Origin of the sequence: Bacillus sp. F56, from assembly GCF_001748205.1 — a bacterium.
Taxonomy (GTDB): domain Bacteria; phylum Bacillota; class Bacilli; order Bacillales; family Bacillaceae; genus Bacillus; species Bacillus stercoris.
On record NZ_BDFC01000007.1, the window covers coordinates 440,818 to 463,782 of the forward strand.

General features: G+C 46.6%; 20 protein-coding genes and 2 pseudogenes. 6 read left to right on the forward strand and 16 right to left on the reverse strand.

The window, feature by feature from the left end; all coding sequences use genetic code 11:
• Positions 1-112: 112 nt before the first annotated feature.
• The 10 genes from etfA to zapA form a co-directional block, all read right to left on the reverse strand.
• Complete coding sequence (gene etfA, locus BFW96_RS13495; RefSeq protein ID WP_069839677.1) at positions 113-1,090, reverse strand: electron transfer flavoprotein subunit alpha; 978 nt, start codon at positions 1,088-1,090, stop codon at positions 113-115.
• 35 nt (positions 1,091-1,125) lie between these two features.
• Positions 1,126-1,899, reverse strand: a complete 774-nt coding sequence (gene etfB, locus BFW96_RS13500) for an electron transfer flavoprotein subunit beta (RefSeq protein WP_014664893.1) — start codon at positions 1,897-1,899, stop codon at positions 1,126-1,128.
• A 14-nt stretch (positions 1,900-1,913) separates the two neighbouring features.
• On the reverse strand, positions 1,914-2,690 hold the full coding sequence (locus tag BFW96_RS13505) for an enoyl-CoA hydratase (protein ID WP_069839678.1): 777 nt from the start codon (positions 2,688-2,690) through the stop codon (positions 1,914-1,916).
• A 14-nt stretch (positions 2,691-2,704) separates the two neighbouring features.
• Positions 2,705-3,289, reverse strand: coding sequence for a fatty acid metabolism transcriptional regulator FadR (gene fadR / locus BFW96_RS13510; protein ID WP_040082234.1), 585 nt, complete (start codon positions 3,287-3,289; stop codon positions 2,705-2,707).
• Between the two features lie 101 nt (positions 3,290-3,390).
• Positions 3,391-5,073 (reverse strand): long-chain-fatty-acid--CoA ligase LcfA, encoded by a 1,683-nt coding sequence (gene lcfA, locus BFW96_RS13515; RefSeq protein WP_069839679.1) that lies wholly within the window; start codon positions 5,071-5,073, stop codon positions 3,391-3,393.
• Between the two features lie 189 nt (positions 5,074-5,262).
• Positions 5,263-5,667: a DUF350 domain-containing protein gene (locus BFW96_RS13520; protein ID WP_003222485.1), complete on the reverse strand. Its 405-nt coding sequence runs from the start codon at positions 5,665-5,667 to the stop codon at positions 5,263-5,265.
• Positions 5,668-5,681: 14 nt separating this feature from the next.
• The gene (locus BFW96_RS13525; RefSeq protein WP_014664897.1) at positions 5,682-8,039 is read right to left on the reverse strand and encodes an endonuclease MutS2; all 2,358 of its coding nucleotides are present in this window, start codon (positions 8,037-8,039) and stop codon (positions 5,682-5,684) included.
• Positions 8,040-8,059: 20 nt separating this feature from the next.
• Positions 8,060-9,772 carry a DNA polymerase/3'-5' exonuclease PolX gene (gene polX / locus BFW96_RS13530; RefSeq protein ID WP_069839680.1) on the reverse strand — a complete coding sequence of 571 codons (1,713 nt, stop codon included), beginning with the start codon at positions 9,770-9,772 and terminating at the stop codon, positions 8,060-8,062.
• Between the two features lie 72 nt (positions 9,773-9,844).
• Entirely contained in the window at positions 9,845-10,378 is a 534-nt protein-coding gene (locus BFW96_RS13535; protein ID WP_014664899.1) for a CvpA family protein, read from the reverse strand.
• Positions 10,379-10,384: 6 nt separating this feature from the next.
• A complete protein-coding gene (gene zapA, locus BFW96_RS13540; protein ID WP_003229534.1) occupies positions 10,385-10,642 on the reverse strand; it encodes a cell division protein ZapA in 258 nt (85 codons plus the stop codon).
• 133 nt (positions 10,643-10,775) lie between these two features.
• On the opposite strand from zapA, the gene rnhC reads away from it, so the two are divergent.
• The gene (gene rnhC, locus BFW96_RS13545) at positions 10,776-11,717 is read left to right on the forward strand and encodes a ribonuclease HIII (RefSeq protein ID WP_069839681.1); all 942 of its coding nucleotides are present in this window, start codon (positions 10,776-10,778) and stop codon (positions 11,715-11,717) included.
• 36 nt (positions 11,718-11,753) lie between these two features.
• Here rnhC and pheT read toward each other — a convergent pair whose 3' ends face one another.
• Both pheT and pheS read right to left on the reverse strand, forming a co-directional pair.
• A complete protein-coding gene (gene pheT / locus BFW96_RS13550; RefSeq protein WP_069839682.1) occupies positions 11,754-14,168 on the reverse strand; it encodes a phenylalanine--tRNA ligase subunit beta in 2,415 nt (804 codons plus the stop codon).
• Positions 14,169-14,183: 15 nt separating this feature from the next.
• Entirely contained in the window at positions 14,184-15,218 is a 1,035-nt protein-coding gene (pheS, locus tag BFW96_RS13555) for a phenylalanine--tRNA ligase subunit alpha (RefSeq protein ID WP_069839683.1), read from the reverse strand.
• An 80-nt stretch (positions 15,219-15,298) separates the two neighbouring features.
• Between pheS and BFW96_RS21195 the strand changes: the two are divergent.
• Positions 15,299-15,506, forward strand: a pseudogene (locus BFW96_RS21195) (hypothetical protein).
• A 66-nt stretch (positions 15,507-15,572) separates the two neighbouring features.
• Here the strand turns inward: BFW96_RS21195 and BFW96_RS13560 are convergent.
• Positions 15,573-16,319, reverse strand: coding sequence for a TrmH family RNA methyltransferase (locus tag BFW96_RS13560; protein WP_069839684.1), 747 nt, complete (start codon positions 16,317-16,319; stop codon positions 15,573-15,575).
• 118 nt (positions 16,320-16,437) lie between these two features.
• Here BFW96_RS13560 and sspI point away from each other — a divergent pair, with 118 nt between their 5' ends.
• From sspI to BFW96_RS13580, 4 genes are all read left to right on the forward strand, one after another.
• Positions 16,438-16,653 (forward strand): small acid-soluble spore protein SspI, encoded by a 216-nt coding sequence (gene sspI / locus BFW96_RS13565; RefSeq protein ID WP_003222464.1) that lies wholly within the window; start codon positions 16,438-16,440, stop codon positions 16,651-16,653.
• A gap of 68 nt (positions 16,654-16,721) precedes the next feature.
• Complete coding sequence (locus BFW96_RS13570; protein WP_069839685.1) at positions 16,722-17,828, forward strand: CdaR family transcriptional regulator; 1,107 nt, start codon at positions 16,722-16,724, stop codon at positions 17,826-17,828.
• A 102-nt stretch (positions 17,829-17,930) separates the two neighbouring features.
• Entirely contained in the window at positions 17,931-19,343 is a 1,413-nt protein-coding gene (gene glcD, locus BFW96_RS13575) for a glycolate oxidase subunit GlcD (protein WP_069839686.1), read from the forward strand.
• On the forward strand, positions 19,340-20,674 hold the full coding sequence (locus BFW96_RS13580) for a (Fe-S)-binding protein (RefSeq protein ID WP_069839687.1): 1,335 nt from the start codon (positions 19,340-19,342) through the stop codon (positions 20,672-20,674). The genes glcD and BFW96_RS13580 overlap by 4 nt, the downstream gene beginning before the upstream one ends.
• Before the next feature lie 38 nt (positions 20,675-20,712).
• Here the strand turns inward: BFW96_RS13580 and BFW96_RS13585 are convergent, their stop codons facing one another.
• From BFW96_RS13585 to cstA, 3 genes and pseudogenes are all read right to left on the reverse strand, one after another.
• Positions 20,713-21,081, reverse strand: a complete 369-nt coding sequence (locus tag BFW96_RS13585) for a VOC family protein (protein WP_227099012.1) — start codon at positions 21,079-21,081, stop codon at positions 20,713-20,715.
• Positions 20,996-21,183 (reverse strand): annotated as a pseudogene (locus BFW96_RS21925) (hypothetical protein). The gene BFW96_RS13585 and the pseudogene BFW96_RS21925 overlap by 86 nt, the downstream one beginning before the upstream one ends.
• Positions 21,126-22,922: a carbon starvation protein CstA gene (gene cstA / locus BFW96_RS13590; RefSeq protein ID WP_069839688.1), complete on the reverse strand. Its 1,797-nt coding sequence runs from the start codon at positions 22,920-22,922 to the stop codon at positions 21,126-21,128. The pseudogene BFW96_RS21925 and the gene cstA overlap by 58 nt, the downstream one beginning before the upstream one ends.
• Positions 22,923-22,965 lie beyond the last annotated feature (43 nt).

Here is a 22,965-nt window from a genome sequence, read left to right on the forward strand (position 1 = left end):
AACCATATTATATATGTTCGTACATGTCAACGATATTTTCTATCGTATTTATATTTGTACGTATGTATTTATAAATGTAAAAAACCCGGACTTTAAAAGTCCGGGTTTTCCTTTATGAGTGTATATTCAACTGTTTGAATTCCTCAGTTAATAACGGAACGACTTCAAATAAATCTCCGACAATGCCGTAATCGGCTATTTTAAAGATGTCGGCTTCAGGGTCTTTATTGATGGCGACGATCACCTTGCTGTTTGACATGCCGGCCAAATGCTGAATGGCGCCGGAAATGCCGCATGCAATGTACAAATCCGGGGTGACGACTTTCCCGGTCTGCCCGATTTGGAGAGCGTAATCGCAATAATCAGCGTCACATGCACCGCGAGAAGCCCCGACTGCGGCTCCCAGGACCTCAGCAAGCTCCTCCAGCGGCTGAAATCCTTCCTTGCTTTTGACTCCGCGGCCGCCCGCAACGATAATTTTCGCTTCAGAGAGATCAACACCGTCGGCTGTTTTTTTCACGACCTCTTGGATCACGGTACGGAGATCAGTTAGAGAAACATCAACGCTTTCGATGTTTCCCGACCTGCTGGTGTCTTTTTCTAAAGCTTGAATGTTATTAGGGCGAATCGTTGCAACAATCATCGGATCGGTGGAAATGACCCTTTCAAAAGCTTTCCCCGAGTAAATCGGACGTGTGAACACAACATTCCCTCCGGTAACGCTTACATCTGTAGCATCAGAAATTAAGCCTGTTTGCAGCCGGGCAGCAAGCTTCGGCGAAAGGTCCTTCCCCATTGCCGTATGCCCGAATATGACTGAATCAGGCTTTTCTTGCTCAATCACACCTCTCATGACCTGGCTGTATCCGTCTGCCGTGTATGATTTCAGCTTTGGATCCTCGGCTGTGAGAACTTTATCTGCTCCGTAGTGGATAAGTTCTTGTGCAATGCTTTGTACATTTTCGCCGATCAGAACACCGATAACTTCTCCATCGCCTGAAATGGTCCTTCCTGCAGCTATTGCTTCAAAGGTGACATTCCGCAATTCTCCGTCGCGTATTTCTCCGAGTACGATCACTTTTTTTCCCATTCTAACATCCCCCTGTTTCTTTGAATGTCCAAGCTTTAAATGACTTTAGCTTCGCTGCGGAGCAATGAGACAAGCTCTTTTGCCTGTTCGGCAGGCTCTCCCTGCAGAAGCTTCCCGGCTTCTTTTTTCGGCGGCAGAAAACGTTCAATGGTTTTCAGCTTTGGTTCGGCGTCCTCCTCGTCCAGGTCAAGATCATCAAGCTCAAGCTCTTCAAGCGGCTTTTTCTTAGCCTTCATAATTCCCGGAAGTGATGGATAGCGCGGCTCGTTTAAGCCCTGCTGAGCTGTGACAAGCAATGGAAGCGTCGTTTTGATTTTTTCAACATCTCCTTCGACATCCCTTTCTGCTTCTGCATCAGTTCCGTTGATGTCAAGTTTGGTGATCGTAGTGATACACGGAATGTCCAGGAGCTCGGCAAGCCGAGGCGCCACTTGTCCTGAGCCTCCGTCAATGGCAACATTTCCGCCGAGAATCAAGTCAAACTCCTGATCCTTCATATAATGGTATAAAACTTGAGAAATGGAGTATTGGTCGGGTTCTTCGAGATCATCTTCTATGTTGATTAAAACGGCTTGGTCACATCCCATGGCAAGTGCAGTTCGCAACTCTTTCTCCGCTTCTTCACCGCCGACCGTGACGGCGGTGATCGAACCGCCGTGCTTTTCCTTCAGCTGGATGGCTTCCTCTATTGCATATTCGTCGTATGGATTAATGATCCATTCCGCTCCGTCATCCTGAATCTTTCCTGCTTCAATGACGATTTTTTCCTCTGTGTCAAACGTCCGTTTCATCAGTACAAATAGATTCATGATCATATCCCCTTTTATTCGCCTTTGAACTGAGGCTTTCTTTTTTCGAGAAATGCCTGGATGCCTTCCTTGGCGTCCTCTGACTCAAATGCTTCCCCAAATCGTTTTGCTTCAAGCTTTAAGCTTCCTTCGTAGGAATACACCTTGTTGGAATAAAGAAGCTCAAGCAAAGACGCAAGCGTTTGCGGGCTTTTCTCTGCAAACTTAGCAGCAAGTGCTTTTGCTTTTTCAAGCACTTCTGCCTCATCTTTTGCTCCAATTGAGACAAGTCCGAGATCAAGCGCTTCTTTTCCGGATATCGGTTCTCCTGAGCCGATGAGCTCTAGTGCCTTGGCTGTACCGACATATTTCGGAAGACGCTGTGTTCCTGCAAAACCCGGGATGATACCAAGGTTAAGCTCTGGGAGCCCCAGCTTAGCATCTTCTGCCGCGATTCTGATGTGACAGGCCATTGCAAGCTCCAGCCCGCCTCCGAGAGCAGCGCCGTGAATCGCTGCGATAATCGGTTTTGGAAAGCTTTCAATTCTCTCCATTAACTGCTGGCCGCGCTCAGCGAGCAATGAGGAATCCTCATTGCCTTTAAACGATGTGAATTCTTTAATATCAGCGCCGGCTGAGAAAAATCTTCCCTCGCCGTGCATGATAATGCTTCGTACACCGGCATCTGTCTCACATTGATCAAGACAGGAAGACAGCTCTTCTAATATCTGGCTGGAAAGCGCGTTTGCCGGCGGATTGTGAATCGTCAAGACTGCCACAAATTGATCCACCGCAAGTGAAATTGCATTCATAGGACAGAACTCCTTTACTTATTGTGAATTCCGGATACCAATAATTCTAAAACGCTGTTTGAAAGCGCAACGAGATCGTACTTTTGGTCATTCATCACCCAAGTTGTCACGGTTTCGTCAATCGTTCCAAAAATCATCTGCCGGGCGAGGCGGACATCGAGGCCTTCTTTTATTTCGCCTGATTGTATACCTTCCGTCAAAATGCCATCCAAAATATTCAAGTAGCCTTTTAATATTTCGTTGATTTTCTGGCGCAGCTCCAAGTTGGATTGGCGTAGTTCAAGCTGAGTGACAATCGCGAGATTATGGTCACCTGCTAAAAGGGAAAAATGCTTTGAAATCACAAGCGCCAATTTCTCTTTTGCTGTTGTTTTTTCTTTAATGTCCTCTTCCATCCGCTCAATAAATTGGCCCATTTTTTCTTTGAAAAGAGAAATTAAAATATCTTCTTTGTTTTTAAAATAGAGATAGATGGTGCCGTCCGCTACTCCGGCTTGTTTGGCAATTTTGGATACCTGTGACTGGTGGTAGCCGTTTTCCGCAATGACTTCTACTGCTGCATCAATAATCTGCATATACTTTGGCCGTTTTTGCTTCAATGTTCATCGTTCCTTCCTATAGAAATGAATGACTATTCATTCATAATTTTATGATAAGAAGGATTTTCGGGTTTGTCAAGTTTATTCATAGGCGTTCTTTTTTATTTGATATGATGATTTTCGGCTTCTTCTTCAAGTAAACGCCTTCTTAAAATTTTTCCGACCGCCGTTTTCGGCAGCTCTTTTCTGAACTCATAGGCTTTGGGCACCTTGTATGGCGCCAGTCGGGATCTCGCAAAGGCGTCCAGTTCTTCTGCATCGGCATTTGCGCCTTTCTTTAATACGACAAATGCTTTTACTGTTTCTCCCCTGTAGGAGTCGGGCACACCTGCGACGACAATTTCCTGGACGGCTTCATGTTCATAAAGCGCTTCTTCTACTTCACGCGGGTAAATATTGTAACCTCCGGCAATGATGATATCCTTTTTCCTGTCGGCAATATAGAAAAAACCTTCTTCGTCCATATAGCCCATGTCCCCGGTGAACAGCCAGCCATCTCTCAGAACAGCGGCGGTTTCCTCTGGTTTGTTCCAATATCCTTTCATGACCTGCGGACCTTTTACAATGATTTCTCCATGCTCATACGGAGCGGCAAGCTCACCCGTCTCTTCAGAATAGATCGCGGCGTCCGTATTCGGCCAAGGACAGCCGATACTGCCCGGCTTGTTTTTCCCCCAGATAAAGTTGGCGTGCGTCACTGGGGATGCCTCTGACAAACCATAGCCTTCCACAAGTTTTCCGCCAGTCACCTTTTCAAATTTCTGCTTTACCTCCACAGGGAGCGCGGCTGATCCGCTAAGACAGCTTTTAATGGATGACAGATCATAATGCTGCAATTCGGGGTGATGCAAAAGGCCAATGTAAATTGTCGGTGCCCCTGGAAAGAGCGTCGGTCTGTGTTTGTCGATGATTTTAAGTGTTTCAAGCGGATCAAACTTAGGAAGAAGAATCATTTCGAAGCCTAGTTTAATCGAATAGTTCATGACTGCCGTCAGTCCGTAGACATGAAAAAACGGGACAATGCCCAGCACTTTTTCAGCGCCTTCCTTCACATCGAACATCCAAGCGGCACACATTTCAGTATTGGCCAAAATATTTTGGTGCGTAAGCATGACCCCTTTTGGATCCCCGGTTGTTCCCCCGGTATACTGGAGGACAGCGATATCATGCTCAGGATCGATTTTCGGGATTGTCAGGAGTTCAGTTTTTTCCTGCTTCAAACTGGAAGCGAACGTGTGAATGTTAGCTGTTTTGTCAAAGTCGATATGCACTTTTTGTTTTTGCGTCAGCGGGTAAAGAATATTTTTCGGAAAAGGCAAATAGTCTTTTACGCTGGTGATCAAAATCTGTTCGACTATTGATAACGTTTTCATTTTTATTGCCTTCGGGAAAAGCAAGTCTAAGGTGATGATCACACTTACTTCAGCGTCTCTGAGCTGATATTCAAGCTCATGCTCGGTATAAAGCGGGTTCGTCTGCACCACGATGCCGCCAGCAAACAAGACACCATAATAAGAAATCACTGTTTGTGGGCAATTGGGCAGCATAACAGCCACTCTGTCTCCTTTTTGCAGGCCATTGCACTGCAAAAAAGCTGCGAGTTTAAGAGCATCCGTCAGAATGTCATGAAAGGTGAGTTTTTTTCCATAAAAAGATATTGCGGTTTTGTCAGGGAATCGTGCGGCGGAGTCTATCAGGATGGATTGCAGGGTTTTATTCGGCAACGGAAGCTCATGCGGGATATCGTCGGGATACTCGGCAAGCCACGGCTTTTGAGACTGCATAAAACCTCCCCCTTTCGATTTTAGAGTTCCACCCTATCATTATAGCAGATGGACGGCAAAAAAAAGAAAAAGAAAGGTAAATCTTTCTTTTTCTCATCATACGAACAGATATATAAGACCAATTAACAAAAAGATTCCCGCCGCGGCGAGCAGTACTTTTGCAAGCTTTTCCATCTATTCTCCGTCCCCTTATATTCCGGCTGCCACCACAAATGAAAGCCCGACAGAAATGACAAATGAAATAAAGCCGACAGCCCGGTTATCATTTTCGATTTCCTTATCAATTTTAAACCGCGGAGTCAAAAACTCAAAAATAAAGTAGCTTAAAAGAAGCATAACAAATCCGTAAACGCCCCAGCCGATCATTTGCAGCAGCGAATTGTGCTGGGAGATGGAATGCTGAAACACGTTTGCGATTCCTAAAATTTTTCCGCCGGTTGCCATTGCCACCGCAAGATTTCCTTTTTGAATCTCTTCCCAGTTTTTATAAGCCGTCACCAGCTCAAACACAGTCAAAAAGAGGACGAGGCAGAGAACCGCGACACTGTAATACGCCGCGATTTCCACAAGCTCGTTTTCCCAAAAATCACTCATGGCCATACTCCCTTTTATTTTAGTTCAACAACCGTAACGCCTGATCCTCCCTCACCTGCTTCACCGAAACGGGAGCTTTTGACGCTGCGGTGGTTCTTCAGAAGATCCTGCACGCCTTTTCTTAAAGCGCCGGTTCCTTTTCCGTGAATGATTGACACTCTAGGATATCCGGCTAACACTGCATCGTCCAAATATTTTTCAACACGGCTGAGGGCATTTTCATAGCGTTCGCCGCGAAGATCAAGCTCAAGCGATACATGATAATCCTTTCCCTTGACCGCCGTAATGATTTTTTCTTTTTTTGGCTCCGGAGCTGATTTGATAAACTCCAGATCTTTTTCCTTTACTTTCATTTTCAATATGCCGATTTGTACATTCCATTCATTGCCGCCGGTTTTTTCAAGCAATGTTCCTTTTTGCCCGAAGGTGAGAACTTTCACCTCATCACCTGGCTTGAAGTCACGTTTTTGCGTTTTCGTTTTTTCCGGTTTTTTGGACTTTTCAAAGGTAGGAACTGCGCCTTCTAACCTTTTCTTCGCGTTGATCAGCTCGTGATCCTTGAAGGATTTGTGTTCTTCTTTTATGGAGCGCAATTCATGAATAATATCTTCGGCTTCTTTCATTGCCGCTTTTACTTTATCAGCCGCTTGCTGTTCAGCCTCCTCGAGCATTTTGTCTTTTTTGCTGTTAAGCTCGATGATTTGCTGCTGCAGCTCTTTGTGCAGCTTTTCCGCTTCTTTTCTGATTGATTCTGTCTCGGAAAGCTCTTCTTCCGCACGTTTTTTGCTTTGTTCCAGCGACGCAATCATTGTATCAACTTCGTTATGCTCAGCCGTCATTTCTGACTTCGCCTGTCCGATGATATGGTCTGGAAGTCCAAGGCGTTTTGAAATTTCGAAAGCGTTGCTTCGTCCCGGCACACCAATTAAAAGTTTATAGGTCGGTGACAGCGTTTCGATGTCAAATTCAACGCTCGCATTCATGACGCCTTCTCTGTTATAGCCGTACGCCTTCAATTCCGGATAATGCGTCGTAGCTAACACTCGTGCATTGGTGCGATGCACGTCATCCAGGATGCTCATGGCGAGGGCCGCCCCCTCCTGCGGATCTGTCCCTGCACCAAGTTCATCGAAAAGCACAAGGCTGTTTTCATTGACCTGTTCTAAAATGCCGACAATGTTCACCATATGGGATGAGAACGTACTTAAGCTTTGCTCAATCGACTGTTCATCACCGATATCAGCGAATACGTGCTCAAATACCGCCGCTTCTGACCCTTCATCTGCCGGGATATGAAGACCTGATTGTGCCATTAAGGTTAACAGGCCTAACGTTTTAAGGGTGACTGTTTTCCCCCCGGTGTTTGGCCCTGTAATGACAATGGTTGAAAAATCGCCGCCAAGCTCAATGTCATTGGCAACAACCTGATCAGGCGGAAGCAATGGATGGCGGGCTTTTTTTAAGCGGATAAAGCCAGTGTCGTTCATCATCGGTTTTGTCGCTTTGACCGCTTTTGCATATCTTGCTTTTGCAAAAATAAAGTCAAGCGTCTGCAACACTTGCAAATCTAGAAATAGCTCTTCTGTATGCTCTGCCGTTTTCTCTGTCAGCACACGCAAAATCCGTTCGATTTCTTGCTTTTCTTTCACTTTCGCCTGCTGAAGGGAATTGTTCATATCTACAATTGCCTGCGGTTCAATGAATAGTGTTGCGCCGGAGGACGAAGTATCGTGCACAATTCCGCCGTAGCTTGATCTGTACTCCTGTTTGACTGGGATTACAAAGCGGTCATTCCGAATCGTAACAATCGTATCAGACAGCATTTTTGAAGCGGAAGAGGAACGCAGCATTGACTCTAACCGGTCTCTGATTCTCGATTCGAGGGTTCTGAGCTGCGTGCGGATTCCTCTCAATTTTTCCGATGCATGATCAAGCACTTCTCCGTGATCATCGATGCAGGAATTAATGTCCCGTTCTAAATCGGACAGCGTGATAAGCTGTTCAGCGTGCTGATGGATCAGCGGAATGTCAACACCGTCTTCAGCCATTTGGGTGATAAAATGTTTCATCTGTTTAACTGCATAAAGCAGGCCTGAGATTTCAGTGAATTCTGAAGGACTGAGAACGCTGCCGATTTCCGCTCGTCTTAATGCTCCTCTGATATCAACAAGACCGCCAAACGGCGCTCGGCCTCTCAGCCGGATAATGGCAGAAGCTTCGTCTACTTCATCCAGCTGTTTTTTGATTTCGTCTATAGAAGCAGAAGGCTTAAGCTGGAGAAGCATTTCTTTTCCGAGCGATGAAGCGGCATGCTCAATAACCTGTTCTTTCACTTTATGAAATTCAAGAGCTGATAGTACTTTTTGCTGCACGATTGTGTGAGCCTCCTTACTTAATCGTTGCGCTTCAGGAATGCCTCTACGTCTTCAAGCGACCGGGCATTCAGAACGTTTTTCGTTTCCGTCCATCCTTTGCGCGCGGCAGTAACGCCAGTTTTCATATCGTCTAACATCTCAATGTTATGGGCATCAGTATTAATCACCAATGTAACCCCTTGTTCGTTTGCTTTCAGTAAATGCTCTGTGCGCAGATCGAGGCGCGCAGGGTTAGCGTTGAGTTCAAGCGCCGTATTTGTTTTTTTCGCAAGATCAATCAGCTTATCAATATCGATTTCATAACCGGCCCGTCTGCCGATCAGGCGTCCGGTCGGGTGTGCGATAATGTCAACATGTTTGTTTGTCAGTGCCGTCTCAAGCCGCTTCATAATCACGTGTTCCGGCTGATTAAAACTGGAATGAATCGATGCAATAACGATATCCATTTCCGCCAGCACATCGTCATCATAATCGAGCGTACCGTCAGGCAGGATGTCCATCTCGACGCCTTTCAAAATACGGAAGTTTTCGAACTCAGCATTCAACGCGTCAATTTCTTTTGCCTGCTGTTTAAGTCTTTCTGCAGTAAGCCCGTTGGCGACCTTTAAATATTGTGAGTGATCGGTGATCGCCATGTATTGATAGCCTTTTTTGATGCATGCTTCAGCCATCTCTCTGATCGAAAACGCACCATCGCTCCACGTTGAGTGCATGTGGAGATCTCCCTTGATTTGCCCGTGCTCTATCAGTTCAATGCTATCGCTGTAGGTTTCCACTTCTTGCCCGCTTTCACGGAGCTCCGGCGGAATCAGCGGCAGGCCGAAGTGCGCATAAAATTCACGTTCGCTCGGAAATGTTTTGATCTCTCCGGTTTCAACTGTCTCAACGCCGTATTCACTGATCCGCTCGCCGCGTTCTTTTGCGATTTGGCGCATCTTAATGTTGTGATCCTTTGATCCCGTAAAATGATGGAGTGTTGTCGGAAACTGCTCTTCCGTCACAAGACGGAAATCGACGCTCGTTTCATATTCAAAGGAAAGGATGACGGACACCTTCGTATCTCCGCTCGCGATCACGCTTTTGATGTTTGGCAGTGCAAGAAGCTGTTCCCTTACTTCAGCCGGCTGATCTGTAGCAATGATATAGTCCAAATCCTTCACCGTTTCCCGCGCTCTGCGAAGACTTCCGGCACGAGAAAATTTGATGATATGCGTAAATTGAGAAAGATGCTCCTCAATATCCCGCGCGATGCGGAGGGCATATCCGATCGGGAACCGCTCAGGCTGCTTTCCGGCTTCTCCGAGCGCCTGTAATATTTTTTCTTCTGATTTTTTGCCAAAACCCGCAAGGCCTTGCACTTTTTGCTGTTCACAGGCTTCCTTCAGAGATTCTGCATCATGTACGCCGAGCTCTTTATACAGCTTTGCGATTTTTTTGCCGCCGAGCCCCGGCAGCTTCAATAAAGGCACGAGTCCTTCCGGCACTTCTTTCTGCAACGATTCGAGCGTGCTTGACTTTCCTTCATCTATATACTCCTTAATGACGCTGTACGTTCCTTTTCCAATGCCGGACAGCGACATCATATCGTCCATTTCTGATAAGCTTCGGTCGTCCTGTTCCAGGGCTGCCGCTGCTTTTCGGAATGCGGACACTTTAAACGGGTTGTCCCCCTTTAGTTCCATATAGACTGCAATGGTTTCAAGCAGCCGGATAATATCTTTTTTATGCATACAATAACCCCCAGACGTTCACATATGTTTCCATCATACTCGAAAAAAACTTCTCCGGACAAGAGAAGTTTTTTATGCCCCGTACTGTGTCCACAGCTCTTCTAATAGCCCTGACAAGTACGGTGTATGGTTAATGATCACATTTGCGAGAGACGATTGCCCCATCATTTGCTGCAACGCATCTACCGGCAGAACGGATGCGACATACAACAGCACAAATGTAAATAAATAGACTTCTAGAAAACCGAGAACGGCGCCCAGCAACTGGTTGATTTGTTTGATCACCGGAATGCCGGCGACAATACTCAAGAACGAGCCGATGATTCTCAGTAAGATTTTAGCGATGATAAATAAAACGATAAACGCAATCGCATTATAATAGGCCGCTTCTAAATTTCCCGTAAAAAAAGAAAGAGCCGGCTGTCCCGCTGAAAAGTCGGGTGCGGGAATCCACTTTAAATGCGGCGCCACATTTTTATAGAATAAAGCCGCAAAGGCGATCGATAAAATAAAGCTCGTCAAGCGGATAAACTGCAGGATAAAACCGCGTTTTAACCCCAGTAAAGTCCCCATCAGGAGCAAGATTAAGATGATGATATCCAGCATAGTTGTTCAATCCTTTTCTTTAAGCTGACGCTCCAGTTTTTCACATTTCTCTTGTAACTTAACATAATCGTGCACCACATTTACCGCTGTCAGCACTGCAAGTTTATTTATATCAAGATATGGATTTTTTTCATTGATTTCTCTCATTTTATCATCAACAATTCCGGCGACATACCTCATATGGGCTCTGCTTTCTTCACCGACTATCGTGAAGTGCTGGCCGTAAATGTCAACGGTTGTTTTTGTTTTTTTGCCGTCAGACAACGTTTCTCCTCCATTCCGCGAGAATCCTAGTTCTTATCATAACACGTTTATTAAATGAATGGAAAGACGAGCCTCCCGCTGTTATGATACACTGGTATATACAGTGAAAAGTGTAAAAAAAGGAGATTATTACGTGTCCCATTCAGTGATAAAAGTATCGTTGTCTGCTATTGACCAAATGAAAATGACGTACAGCGGTTCGCTTACCGCCTCTGTTCCGCAGGGAGCCGTTTTTCAGGCGAAACCGCCCGGCTGTACCATTACAGCATATCAATCAGGCAAGGTCCTGTTTCAAGGCAAAAACGCAGCGGCAGAATCCGCGCGCTGGGGAACAGCTGAGCCTCAGGAAAAGAAGAAACCGGCCAAAAAGCCGGCTGATCCACGCTATGCCCCTCCGGCGGATATCGCCGGCATGTCTGTTATCGGCTCTGACGAAGTCGGAACCGGGGATTACTTTGGTCCAATGACGGTTGTATGCGCGTACGTCGACAAAACCATGCTTCCTTTAATGAAGGAACTCGGTGTGAAGGATTCTAAGGATTTAAAGGATCCGCAAATCATTGAGATTGCCCGAAACCTGATTAAAACCATTCCGTACAGCCTGCTGGTGTTAAAGAATGAAAAGTATAACAGCATGCAGGAAAAAGGCATGAGCCAAGGGAAAATGAAAGCATTGCTGCACAATCAGGCGATCACCCATTTATTAAGGAAAATGGATGGAATAAAGCCTGAGGCCATTTTGATTGACCAATTCGCTGAGCCGGGCGTCTACTTCAATCATTTAAAGGGCAGAGACATTGTGAAGGAGCGGACCTATTTTAGCACAAAAGCTGAAGGTATTCACCTGGCTGTCGCCGCTGCTTCAATCATTGCAAGATATTCATTTTTAATGGAAATGGATAAACTATCACGCGATGCAGGAATGACGCTGCCGAAAGGAGCCGGTCCGCACGTCGATGAAGCGGCCGCCAAGCTGATCCTCAAAAAAGGGGCATCCGCACTCAGAGCCTTTACAAAACTCCATTTCGCCAATACGCAAAAAGCGCAGCGCCTTGCTGATAAAAAACGTTCATAGAAAAAAGCTTGCAGATTTCTCTGCAAGCTTTTTTTATCAGCCTCTTAAAACAGCTTGATATGTGTCTTCTAACGCCTTCAGCACTTTACTGTGCGCTTTTGTCACTTCTTCTTCAGTCAGTGTTTGTTCAGGGTTAACATACTGGAGTGAGAAAGCGACAGACTTCTTGCCTTCCTCCATATGCTCTCCTTCGTATACGTCAAATACGGTTACCTCTTTCAGAAGCTTGCCGCCGGCCTCTTTAATGACGCTCTCGAGCTGGCCGCTTGTGACGGTTTTATCTGTTACAAGAGCGATATCACGTGTCACAGACGGATATTTCGGAATCGCCGTGTAAACAAGCGGTGCTGTTTCTGCTGCAAGTAACGCATGAAGATCAATCTCAAATACGTATGTTTCCTTTATATCCAGTTCTTTTTCCAATGAAGGATGGACTTGGCCGATGAAGCCGATCAGAGAGCCATTCAGTAAAATGTTCGCTGTTCTGCCCGTGTGCAGCTGTTTGCGTTCAGACTGTACAAATTCAATGCTGTCTAGGACGTTGAGTTTGTCTAACAGCCCTTCGACAATACCTTTGACAACAAAGAAATCAACTGGTTTCTTCTCACCCTGCCATAGCTGCTTGCGCCATAATCCGGTAACAGCTCCTGCCACGCGTTCTGTTTCAACAGGTTTTGTATCCTCTTCCTTCGTCAGAAAAACGGAACCGACTTCGTACAGTGCAACTGAGTCAGTCTGTCTCGCGAGGTTGTAAGAAACAGAATCAAGCAGATTCGGAACAAGACTGTGTCTGAGAATGCTTCTTTCTTCACTCATAGGAAGCGCAAGCACAGTGTTCAGTGATTTTTCAATCGCAAACGCTGCCGCTTTCTTCTCATTTGTCAATGAGTAAGTGATGGCTTGGGATAAGCCTGCGCCTTCAAGGAAACGTCTGACTTTACGGCGTTTTGCTTGATATGGCGTTAATCCGCCTGTTGTTCCCGCTGTCTCAGGAAGCGTAGACGGAATGTTATCGTAGCCGTACAGTCTTGCCGCTTCTTCGATTAAATCCTCTTCTATTGTAATGTCGCCGCGGCGTGATGGGACGGTCACAACGAGAAGATCATCCGCTTCACCAACCGTAAAACCAAGACGTTTATAAATGCTGATCAGTTCTTCCTTGCTGATCGTCATGCCTAGAACGCTGCTCACTCTGTCAGCAGACACGTGAATGTTATTTGCTTCGATTGTCAGGTGATCTTCCTCAACCGTTCCAGCAAGCACCTCACCGCCGGCATACAGATGGATCAGCTGTGCAGCCCGTTCTGCTGCAAGGCGTACGCGCGCAGGATCAATTCCTTTTTCAAACCTTACGCTTGATTCACTTCTCAAACCAAGGTCCTTGGAAGCCTTGCGAACCGTCTGCCCGTTGAAATAAGCAGCCTCAAGCAAAATCGTTTTCGTATCTTCCTGAACCTCTGACTCTGCTCCTCCCATGACACCGGCAACGGCCTGCGCTTTCGTTCCGTTTGTAATGACAAGGTGATCGGCAGACAGCTTACGTTCTTGATCATCAAGAGTGACGATCATTTCATTCTCAGCTGCTTTTCTTACTACGACTTCCTTAGAGCCAAATCTGTCATAATCAAACGCGTGAAGCGGCTGTCCGTATTCCAACAGGACAAAGTTTGTGATGTCAACAACGTTGTTGTGCGGACGAATGCCTGCATTCATCAGCTTTGTTTGCATCCAAAGCGGTGACGGAGCAATCGTGACATTTTTAATGATTTTTGCAGCATACAGCGGGTTCGCTTCTTGATCTTCGATTTTAACAGCAATGTAATCAGACGCTTGTTCTGAAACAGCCGGGTAATCCGTTTGCGGAAGCTTTACCTCAGTGTCTAAAATCGCCGCAACCTCGTAAGCAACACCAAGCATGTTCATGGCATCCGCGCGGTTTGGTGTTAAGCCAAGCTCAAGAATCGCGTCGTCAAGCTGTAAAGCCGCTAAAGCATCGCTTCCTGTTTCAGCGTCATTCGGGAATACGAAAATGCCTTCCGCATACTCCTTCGCCACAAGTTTGCTTTCAATCCCAAGCTCCTGTAAAGAACAGATCATGCCGTTTGATTCTTCACCGCGAAGCTTGGCTTTTTTGATTTTGAAATTGCCCGGCAGCACCGCTCCGACTGTTGCAACTGCGACTTTTTGTCCCTTATCCACATTCGGCGCGCCGCAAATAATTTGTACAGGGGCTTCCGCTCCGATATCCACAAGGCACTTATTCAGCTTATCAGCATTCGGGTGCTGCTCGCGCTCCAGCACATGGCCGATGACAACGCCTTTGATGCCTTCTCCTTTGTATTCAATTCCTTCAACCTCAATACCGGCTCTTGTAATTTTTTCAGCAAGAACAGCCGGGTCCATGCCTTTTAAATCAACATAATCCTCTAACCATTTATAAGAAACAAACATCCTTGCATCCTCCTCTTACGCCTGTTTAAACTGCGAAATAAATCTGACATCGTTTGTATAGAAGTGGCGGATATCATCAATGCCGTATTTCAGCATCGCGATGCGCTCAACACCCATTCCGAATGCGAAGCCCTGATATTCCTTCGGGTCAAAGCCAGCCATTTCAAGCACATTCGGGTGAACCATGCCGGCGCCGAGGATTTCGATCCAGCCTGTTCCTTTACATACTGAGCAGCCGTTTCCACCGCATTTAAAGCATGTCACATCCACTTCTACTGAAGGCTCAGTAAACGGGAAGAAGCTTGGGCGGAGTCTGATTTCGCGGTCTTGCCCGAACATTTTTTTCGCAACGAGTTCAAGCGTTCCTTTTAAATCACTCATGCTGATGTTTTTGTCAACGACAAGCCCTTCAATTTGCATAAATTGATGAGAGTGCGTCGCGTCATCGTTATCACGTCGATAAACTTTACCCGGGCAAATGATTTTAACAGGCCCTTTGCCTTCATGCTTTTCCATCGTCCGTGTTTGGACAGGAGAAGTTTGCGTTCTCATCAAAGTTTCCTCTGTGATGTAAAAGCTGTCCTGCATATCGCGCGCAGGGTGTTCTTTTGGCAGGTTGAGCGATTCGAAATTGTAGTAATCTGTTTCAACCTCTGGCCCTTCCTCGACTGTGTAGCCCATCCCGATAAATAAATCTTCAATTTCTTCAATGACAACAGTGAGCGGATGGCGGCCGCCGACTGCAACAGGATTCCCAGGCAGCGTGACGTCAATTGTCTGTCCCGCAAGCTTCTGCTTCATTTCCTCTTCTTCAAGCTTCTCGTTTTTGTCAGCAATCGCATTAGCGATACGCTCTCTTACTTCGTTCGCGAGCGCCCCCATTTTTGGACGTTCTTCAGCAGAAAGCTTGCCCATTCCGCGCAGCACTTCTGTAATCGGCCCTTTTTTTCCGAGATATTGCACCCGAATATCATTGACAACCTTTAATGAGCTTGCTGCTTCTACTTGTTCTATGGCTTCTTGTTCCAGCTGTTTTAGCTTTTCTTCCATTTTGCATCCTCCTTTTATGTAAACAAACCGTCATATGTCTTTGGAAAATAAAAAAAACCCGTCCCTATACAAGGGACGAGTTGTGGCCGCGGTACCACCCTTATTTCAGACAGACTGATGCTGTCGTCAGCTTCATTGACATAACGGAATCAGATTCCGGTTCACCTTTACGCGCAGTGTGGCGCGGTCCCGGCGACAACTCAAGAGGTGAAGCCAACTTCCGGCTGCGTTAAAAATGCTCTCAGTCAGCGGCATTTTCTCCCTGGAAAGCAGTTGATCAGAAATTGAGGTCCTCTGTCACGGTTTTTGAAATATTATGTTCTATTATAGAGAAATCCAACGCTTGGCGCAACACTATCCTCGCAAGTGATACACGAGGATGGCAGCCGCAACTGCGACGTTTAGTGATTCAGCCTGTCCGTAAAGCGGCACGTACAGGTTCAAATCCGTTTTTTCCAGCAATGCAGCATCCACCCCTGCGCCTTCATTTCCTACAATGAGCGCAAAGGATTTAGACTGAGGGATCTCCCGGTAAGGCGCTCCGTTTTGCAGCGCCGTGCCGTACACTTTTACGCCCTCTGCCTTCAATTCGTCCACATATGACTGCAGGTTTTTTCTCACAACAGGAATATGAAAGTGAGATCCTTGCGCAGACCGCAGTGTTTTTCCGTTAAAGGCATCGGCCGTGCCGTCACCGAGTACAACTGCATCCAAACCGGCCGCATCAGCCGTTCGAATCATTGTGCCTAGGTTTCCCGGATCTTGAACGGCATCAATCAGCAGCATCTTACGTGCCGTTGCCAGCTGTTCTTCAGGCATATGGCATACGGCGGCAATCTGCTGCGGCGTTTCGGTTTCAGTCACAGCTGAAAACGCATCTTCGCTCAGCACATAGCACTGGATACCCGCCTCAAGCTCTGAAGGAATCTTTGTTTCATCCTTTACAAGAATTTCTTTCACCGTACCCGGGCTTTTCAGCGCCTCTTCAACGAGGTGTTCTCCCTCTATCAGAAATGTATTTGTTTTTGTTCGTTCTTTTTTTGTGTGAAGCTTTTTCCAATCCTTCACTTTTTGGTTTTTTGCTGATTCTATATGTTTCACTGTCTGTGTGGCGCTCCTTTTTTCAACATGATGTTATTATATCGCAAGAACAGCACATAATAAACCAGGTGCAGGGTTAGAATATACGTATTACATTTTAGGAAAAGGAGCGTTTTACATGGATCTTAATTTACGTCATGCCGTCATTGCCAACGTAACCGGCAATAATCAGGAACAGCTTGAGCATACAATTGTAGATGCGATTCAAAGCGGTGAAGAAAAAATGCTTCCAGGGCTCGGCGTTTTATTTGAAGTCATTTGGCAGCACGCATCCGAAAGTGAGAAAAACGAAATGCTGAAAACGCTTGAAGGCGGATTAAAACCCGCCCAATAAGACATGAAACCGGGTGACTGCGCCCGGTTTTTTTCTTATATAATAAAAACATGATGAGGGGGAACGCCATGTTTTTACAGCCATTATTAGCGAAAAAAATTATTGCTGAAGTCAAAAAAATGTACGAACGTGAGGTCATTATTGTAAACACGGATGGCCTTATTATGGCGAGCACAAACGATGAGCGGGTCGGACAATTTCACGAGGGAGCGCTTCTCTGCGCAAAAGAAAAACGCAGCGTCATTATTACAAAGGAAGAAGAAAAAAGGTTAAAAGGAGTAAAGGCGGGCATAAACCTCCCTGTATTTTCTGATCATGATGTGATCGCTGTCTTCGGGCTGACAGGTGAGCCCGCTGAGATTCAGCCTTACGGGGAGCTGCTTCGAAAAATGACAGAGCTGTTCATTAAGGAATCATGGCATTTAGAGCAGTCCCAGTGGCGTGAAAGAATGCTGGAATCTTTTATGATCGATTGGCTGCAATTAAAAGAGTGGTCTTCGGGTTTTCTTGAGAAAGCTCAGCTTCTTGGTGTGGACCTTGCCTCCCGGCGTCAAATGATTCTGATTCAGGGATATGAGTGGTCACCTCATGATATTGAGCAAATGGGACGTAGCTGGAAATCCTCGTACCCTGCGGATTTGTTCATCAGGTGGGGAAATGAACGGATTTTGATTAATCACGAAGTGCCACAGCATGAACAAAGAGATCGGCTTTTACGGCAGATCCTTCACATTTGTTCGTTTGCCAATACCGCAAACAGCCAATTGACAGCAGCTGGCGCTGGAAGGACTGTCGCAAGCTCCAGCCTGACAGATTCATACGAGCAAGCGGAAAAAGCGCTGGCTGTCAGCCTTAAGCGAAAAACGCCCATATTCGAAGAGGATCTGAAGCTTGATATGTGTCTGACGGAAATCAGCCCAGGGACCAGAAACGAATTTCCGCAAAGAGTATTCAGAGAGACGCTTCGGCATCAGGAACTAATGAGAACGATACGGACCTTCTTTCTACATGATTTGTCTTTGAAACAAACCGCAGAAGATATGCATATTCATATCAATACATTGCGTTATCGTCTGGCTAAGGCTGAACAGCTGACCGGTTTGCACTTTGACCGCACCGAGGACATCGTCACGATGTACGTCGCACTCTATTTTTTAGATCAAGATACAAAATAGAAAGAGTTTTAGTTTCATTTTTTGTATGTTTCTCCATGGAAAGCTTTTCTTTTTTTCTTTTACAATAGATTGAAAGCGTTTTTCAACAGGGGGATTGGTGAAATGATCACAAAGGATGTAAAAGGACAGCTGATTCAAATCGTCGGACCCGAAAACTTTGATGACTCAAAAGCCGGCCGGCTCGTTTATTCTTATGATGCGACGCCGCAGTTTCAATCTATGCCTGATGCCGTGATTGCGCCCAGGAATACAGATGAAGTTTCACAAATTTTAACGATTTGCAGAGAACATCACGTGCCGATCGTTCCGAGAGGATCAGGGACAAACCTTTGCGGCGGCACGTGCCCGACTGAAGGCGGCCTTGTGCTTCTCTTTAAGCACATGAACAAGATTCTTGAGATTGATGAAGAAAATTTAACTGCCACAGTTCAGCCGGGCGTCATTACGTTGGATATGATCCGCGCGGTTGAAAGCAAAGGTTTATTTTATCCGCCCGATCCGAGTTCTATGAAAATATCAACCATCGGCGGAAACATCAATGAAAATTCCGGCGGGCTCCGCGGATTAAAATACGGCGTCACCCGCGACTATGTGATTGGTCTGGAGGTTGTGCTCGCAAATGGAGACATCATCCGCACCGGAGGAAAACTCGCGAAGGATGTGGCCGGATACGATCTGACGCGTCTTTTTGTCGGCTCAGAAGGAACACTCGGCATTGTGACAGAAGCCATCGTCAAACTTGTTCCAAAACCGGAAACCAAGAAGACGCTGCTTGCCCTTTATGAAAGCATCGATGCCGCTGCTCAAACGGTATCGGACATTATTGCCGCGAAAATGATACCCGCAACGCTTGAATTTCTTGACCAGCCTACACTATTGGTAATTGAGGATTATGCCAAAATCGGACTTCCGACAAGCGCAAAAGCAGTTCTGTTAATTGAACAAGACGGGCCGCTTGAAACCGTTGAACGGGATATGGAAAAGATTGAGGCGATCTGCAAAAAAGGCGACGCCGTTTCCGTTCAGACCGCACAAACGGAGGAGGAGGCATTCGCCCTGACTGAAGCTCGGCGCTCCGCCCTTTCTGCACTTGCACGCCTCAAGCCGACGACGATTTTAGAGGATGCGACTGTTCCTCGCTCAGAAATCGCCAATATGGTCAAAGCGATTAATCATATTGCTGCTAAATACGATATTTCCATTTGCACCTTCGGCCACGCAGGAGACGGGAACCTCCATCCGACATGCACGACAGATATACGCAATGAAGATGAGATGGAGCGTGTCGAACAGGCTTTTGCCGAGATTTTTGAGAAAGCGATTGAACTTGGCGGCACGATAACCGGAGAGCACGGAGTCGGGGCCATGAAAGCGCCTTACTTGGAGATGAAACTAAAAAAAGAAGGCATTGATGCGATGAAAGCGTTGAAAGCGGCATTTGATCCCCAGAACATATTAAATCCGGGCAAGGTGTTTGCAAAAGATGCCAGAAAACGTGTGGTGGCACAAAGATGACAACAGAAAAAGAAATGAAACAGATCCAAAATGAATTTAAAGAGCGTATGGATGAAGGTGAGTTATTAAATTGTATGCGCTGCGGATTTTGTCTCCCTTCCTGTCCGACCTATATCGAATCAGGATTTATGGAAACACACTCCCCGCGCGGGCGTATCGCCTTAATGAAAGCCGTGGCGGACGGTATGATTGAACCGGATGATGATGTCGAACGTTCGCTGTCACTTTGCCTCGGCTGCCGAGCCTGTGAACCCGTATGCCCATCCGGCGTGAAATACGGTCAGCTGCTGGAGGAAGCCAGAGATATTATCCACCAAAATAAAAAACACTCGCTTGGCGCACGTGTCATGCGAAAGACGGCTTTTCACGAGCTGTTTCCGCACCAAAACCGCATGCGCTCAGCTGTAAGCCTTATCGGTTTGTATCAGCGGTCAGGACTGCAAACCGCTGTGCGAAAAACCGGTATGCTTCGCGTCCTGCCTGAGCATTTGCAGACGATGGAAGCTGTTCTTCCTGATGTTCCAAAAAGCAAAGAAATGAACAATCGGCCGCGTTTCCTGCCGTCCATTGGCCCCAGGAAAAAACGGGTCGCCTTTTTTTCGGGCTGCTTAATGGATACGATGTTTTTACCGACTAACAATGCCACATTGAAGCTGCTGCAGCTGGCAGGCTGCGATATTGTCATCCCGCCTGAACAGGCTTGCTGCGGGGCACTGCATGGGCATAGCGGTGAAAAAAACGCAGGGAAAGAGCTCGCGAAACAAAATATCGCTGCTTTCGAAGCGTTAGACGTGGAGGCTGTCATCACAAACGCCGGAGGATGCGGAGCCTTTCTTACTGAATATGATCATTTGCTGAAGGATGAGCCGGAGTGGTCGGAGCGCGCCGCCGCTTTTGTTCAAAAGCTGAAGGATTTTTCTTCCGTTTTGGTTGAACTGGATTTCCATCAAATGGACTTAGCGCTCAGGACGCCTCAGGTCGTTACCTATCAAGATTCATGCCACCTAAGAAATGTAATGCATACGTCGCTTGAGCCCCGCCAGCTGCTCCAGAGCATCAAAGGGGCTGAATTCAGAGAAATGGAGAAAGCAGACAGCTGCTGCGGATCAGCGGGAATTTACAACATCGTCGAAGCTGAAATGTCTATGAAAATACTGGACAGTAAAATGGCTGCCGTCAAAGCAACCGACGCGATCCTCATTGTAACAGCAAACCCGGGCTGCCTGCTGCAGATGAAGCTCGGGATTGAACGCGAAGGACTAAGCGGTAAAGTCAGAGCCGTTCACCTGGCTGATTTGCTATTAGAAGCAACCGGGCACAAAACAACATGAGAAAGCCCAAAACAGAAATTGTTTTGGGCTTTTGTTCGTTATTCCATCGGACTGCAAATTTCGATATAATGTCCATCCGGATCTGCGATATAGGCGACCGTCTGCCCCCATGGTTTCACTTTCGGCTCCCCGATAATCGAGACGCCTTGTTCTCTCATCCTTTTGATGACAGTTTCTACATTTTCAGTAACAAACCCGATTTCAAATGTGTTTGAAGCAGATGTTTCCGGAATATCCAGCGCTGTGATATCTCTGGCGCTTTCCCTCGTATTAAGGGCCAATATCGTCGATCCTGTTTCAAATTCGACATATGTGCCGTGTTCAGCACGAATCGGCAGTCCTAAAATATCCCGATAAAAATGAATAGCCCGCTTGCTGTCCGATACGTATAGAATAAGATATTTCATTGATAGATTCATTGCCACGCCCCCTCAGCATTTCAATAGTCCTTCTAGCCCGGTATAGATGCTTCCATCCTTAAACTCGGATCTCTCCACATCTGCGCCCACTTTTTCACGGCCGCCACAATAATGATGAAGCCTAACACCAGCATGATGATAGATAATACGCCATTCAATACACTATATCCTGCTGCTTCAGGATTAAGATATACATGGCACACCATCCAATAGCCCGCATAGTTGACAGTGACATATAAATAGGCAAGCGGGATAAGACATGTCAAAATGTATCGGCGTTTATCGGCGATTTTCAACACGATGGTCGCTCCGATAATCAGCCCTACTGACGCCATCAGCTGATTGGAAACGCCGAACAGCGCCCAAATGGAACCGATATCTCCTGAATACAGCAAGTACCCCCACATCAAACAGGCAAGCGCGCTGGCAAATACAGAGCCCGGAATCCAGTCTGTTTTCTTCAGCGGTTTATATACCTCTCCGAAGAAATCCTGGATCAAATAACGGGCAACACGTGTACCGGCGTCAATCGCTGTTAAAATAAATACCGCTTCAAACATAATGACAAATTGGAAAAAGTATGAGGCCAAATGGCTGAAAAACGGCATTCCGGTAAAAATATAAGTCATACCCACCGCAAGCGTGACGGCTCCCCCAGTTCTCCCTTCTAAGTCCAAGCCGATTTCCCTGCTCAATTCAGGCAGATGGACGACATTCATGCCAAGCGTACGGAAAACCTCCGGCGTACTGTTAATCGCAAAGTAATCAGCAGGCTGTAAGGCGGTTGCCGCAATCAGTGCCATGATGCCGACAAGACACTCAACAAGCATTGCGCCAAACGCCACCGGCTTCATATCACTCCATTTATTCAGCATTTTCGGTGTTGTTCCTGAGCCGACAAAGGCATGGAACCCAGAGATCGCCCCGCAGGCGATGGTTATTGAGATGAACGGCCAGACAGGTCCTGCCAGCACAGGCCCGCCGCCTTTTACGAATTCTGTAAACGCAGGAAACGGAATGGACGGATTGACGACAAAAACACCAACAATCAAAGCGATAAAAACACCGATTTTCATAAAGCTGCTTAAATAATCACGCGGTGCGAGAAGCAGCCAAACAGGAAGCGCAGCGGCAAAAAACGCATAAATAGGGAGCGCGATTGCAAGCGTTTTCGTATCAAGTGTTAAAAAGTCACCGAGCGTGGTAGTCTGTACCCATGGGCCGATAAAGACTCCTGCCATTAAAAAGAGAAAACCGACCGTTGACGCGAGCTTTAAATTTCCCGTTTTCTTATAAAATAAGCCCACGCCCATCGCAATCGGAATCGTAATCCCTACCGCAAATGTCCCCCACGGATTGCGTTCAAGCGCGTGCAGCACGACCATCGAGAGACCCGCCATCGTAATCGTGATAATAAACAGCATGGAAAGTCCCGTACAAAAGCCGGCGACAGGGCCAAGCTCATCCTTCGCCACTTCCGACAGCGATTTTCCGTTTTTGCGCATTGATGCAAACAGCACAACAATATCATGGACGGCTCCCCCTATTACCGCCCCGATTAACAGCCACAATAACCCCGGCAAATAGCCAAACTGCGCCGCCAGAATGGGTCCGACCAGCGGCCCGGCCGCTGCGATCGCGGCAAAATGGTGGCCGAACGAAACCCATTTATTTGTGGGCACATAGTCTTTCCCATCCTCAAGCGTGTGAGCGGGTGTCGGCTTGTCATCATTCACTTTGAGAACCTTCACCATCATAAATGTTCCGTATAAACGATAGGCAATAGCCAAAATACACATTGACGCTATCACGATTGTAACCGCATTCATTTTCTCCCATCCCCTTTGCTGTTTTTCATAAATATATCATAAT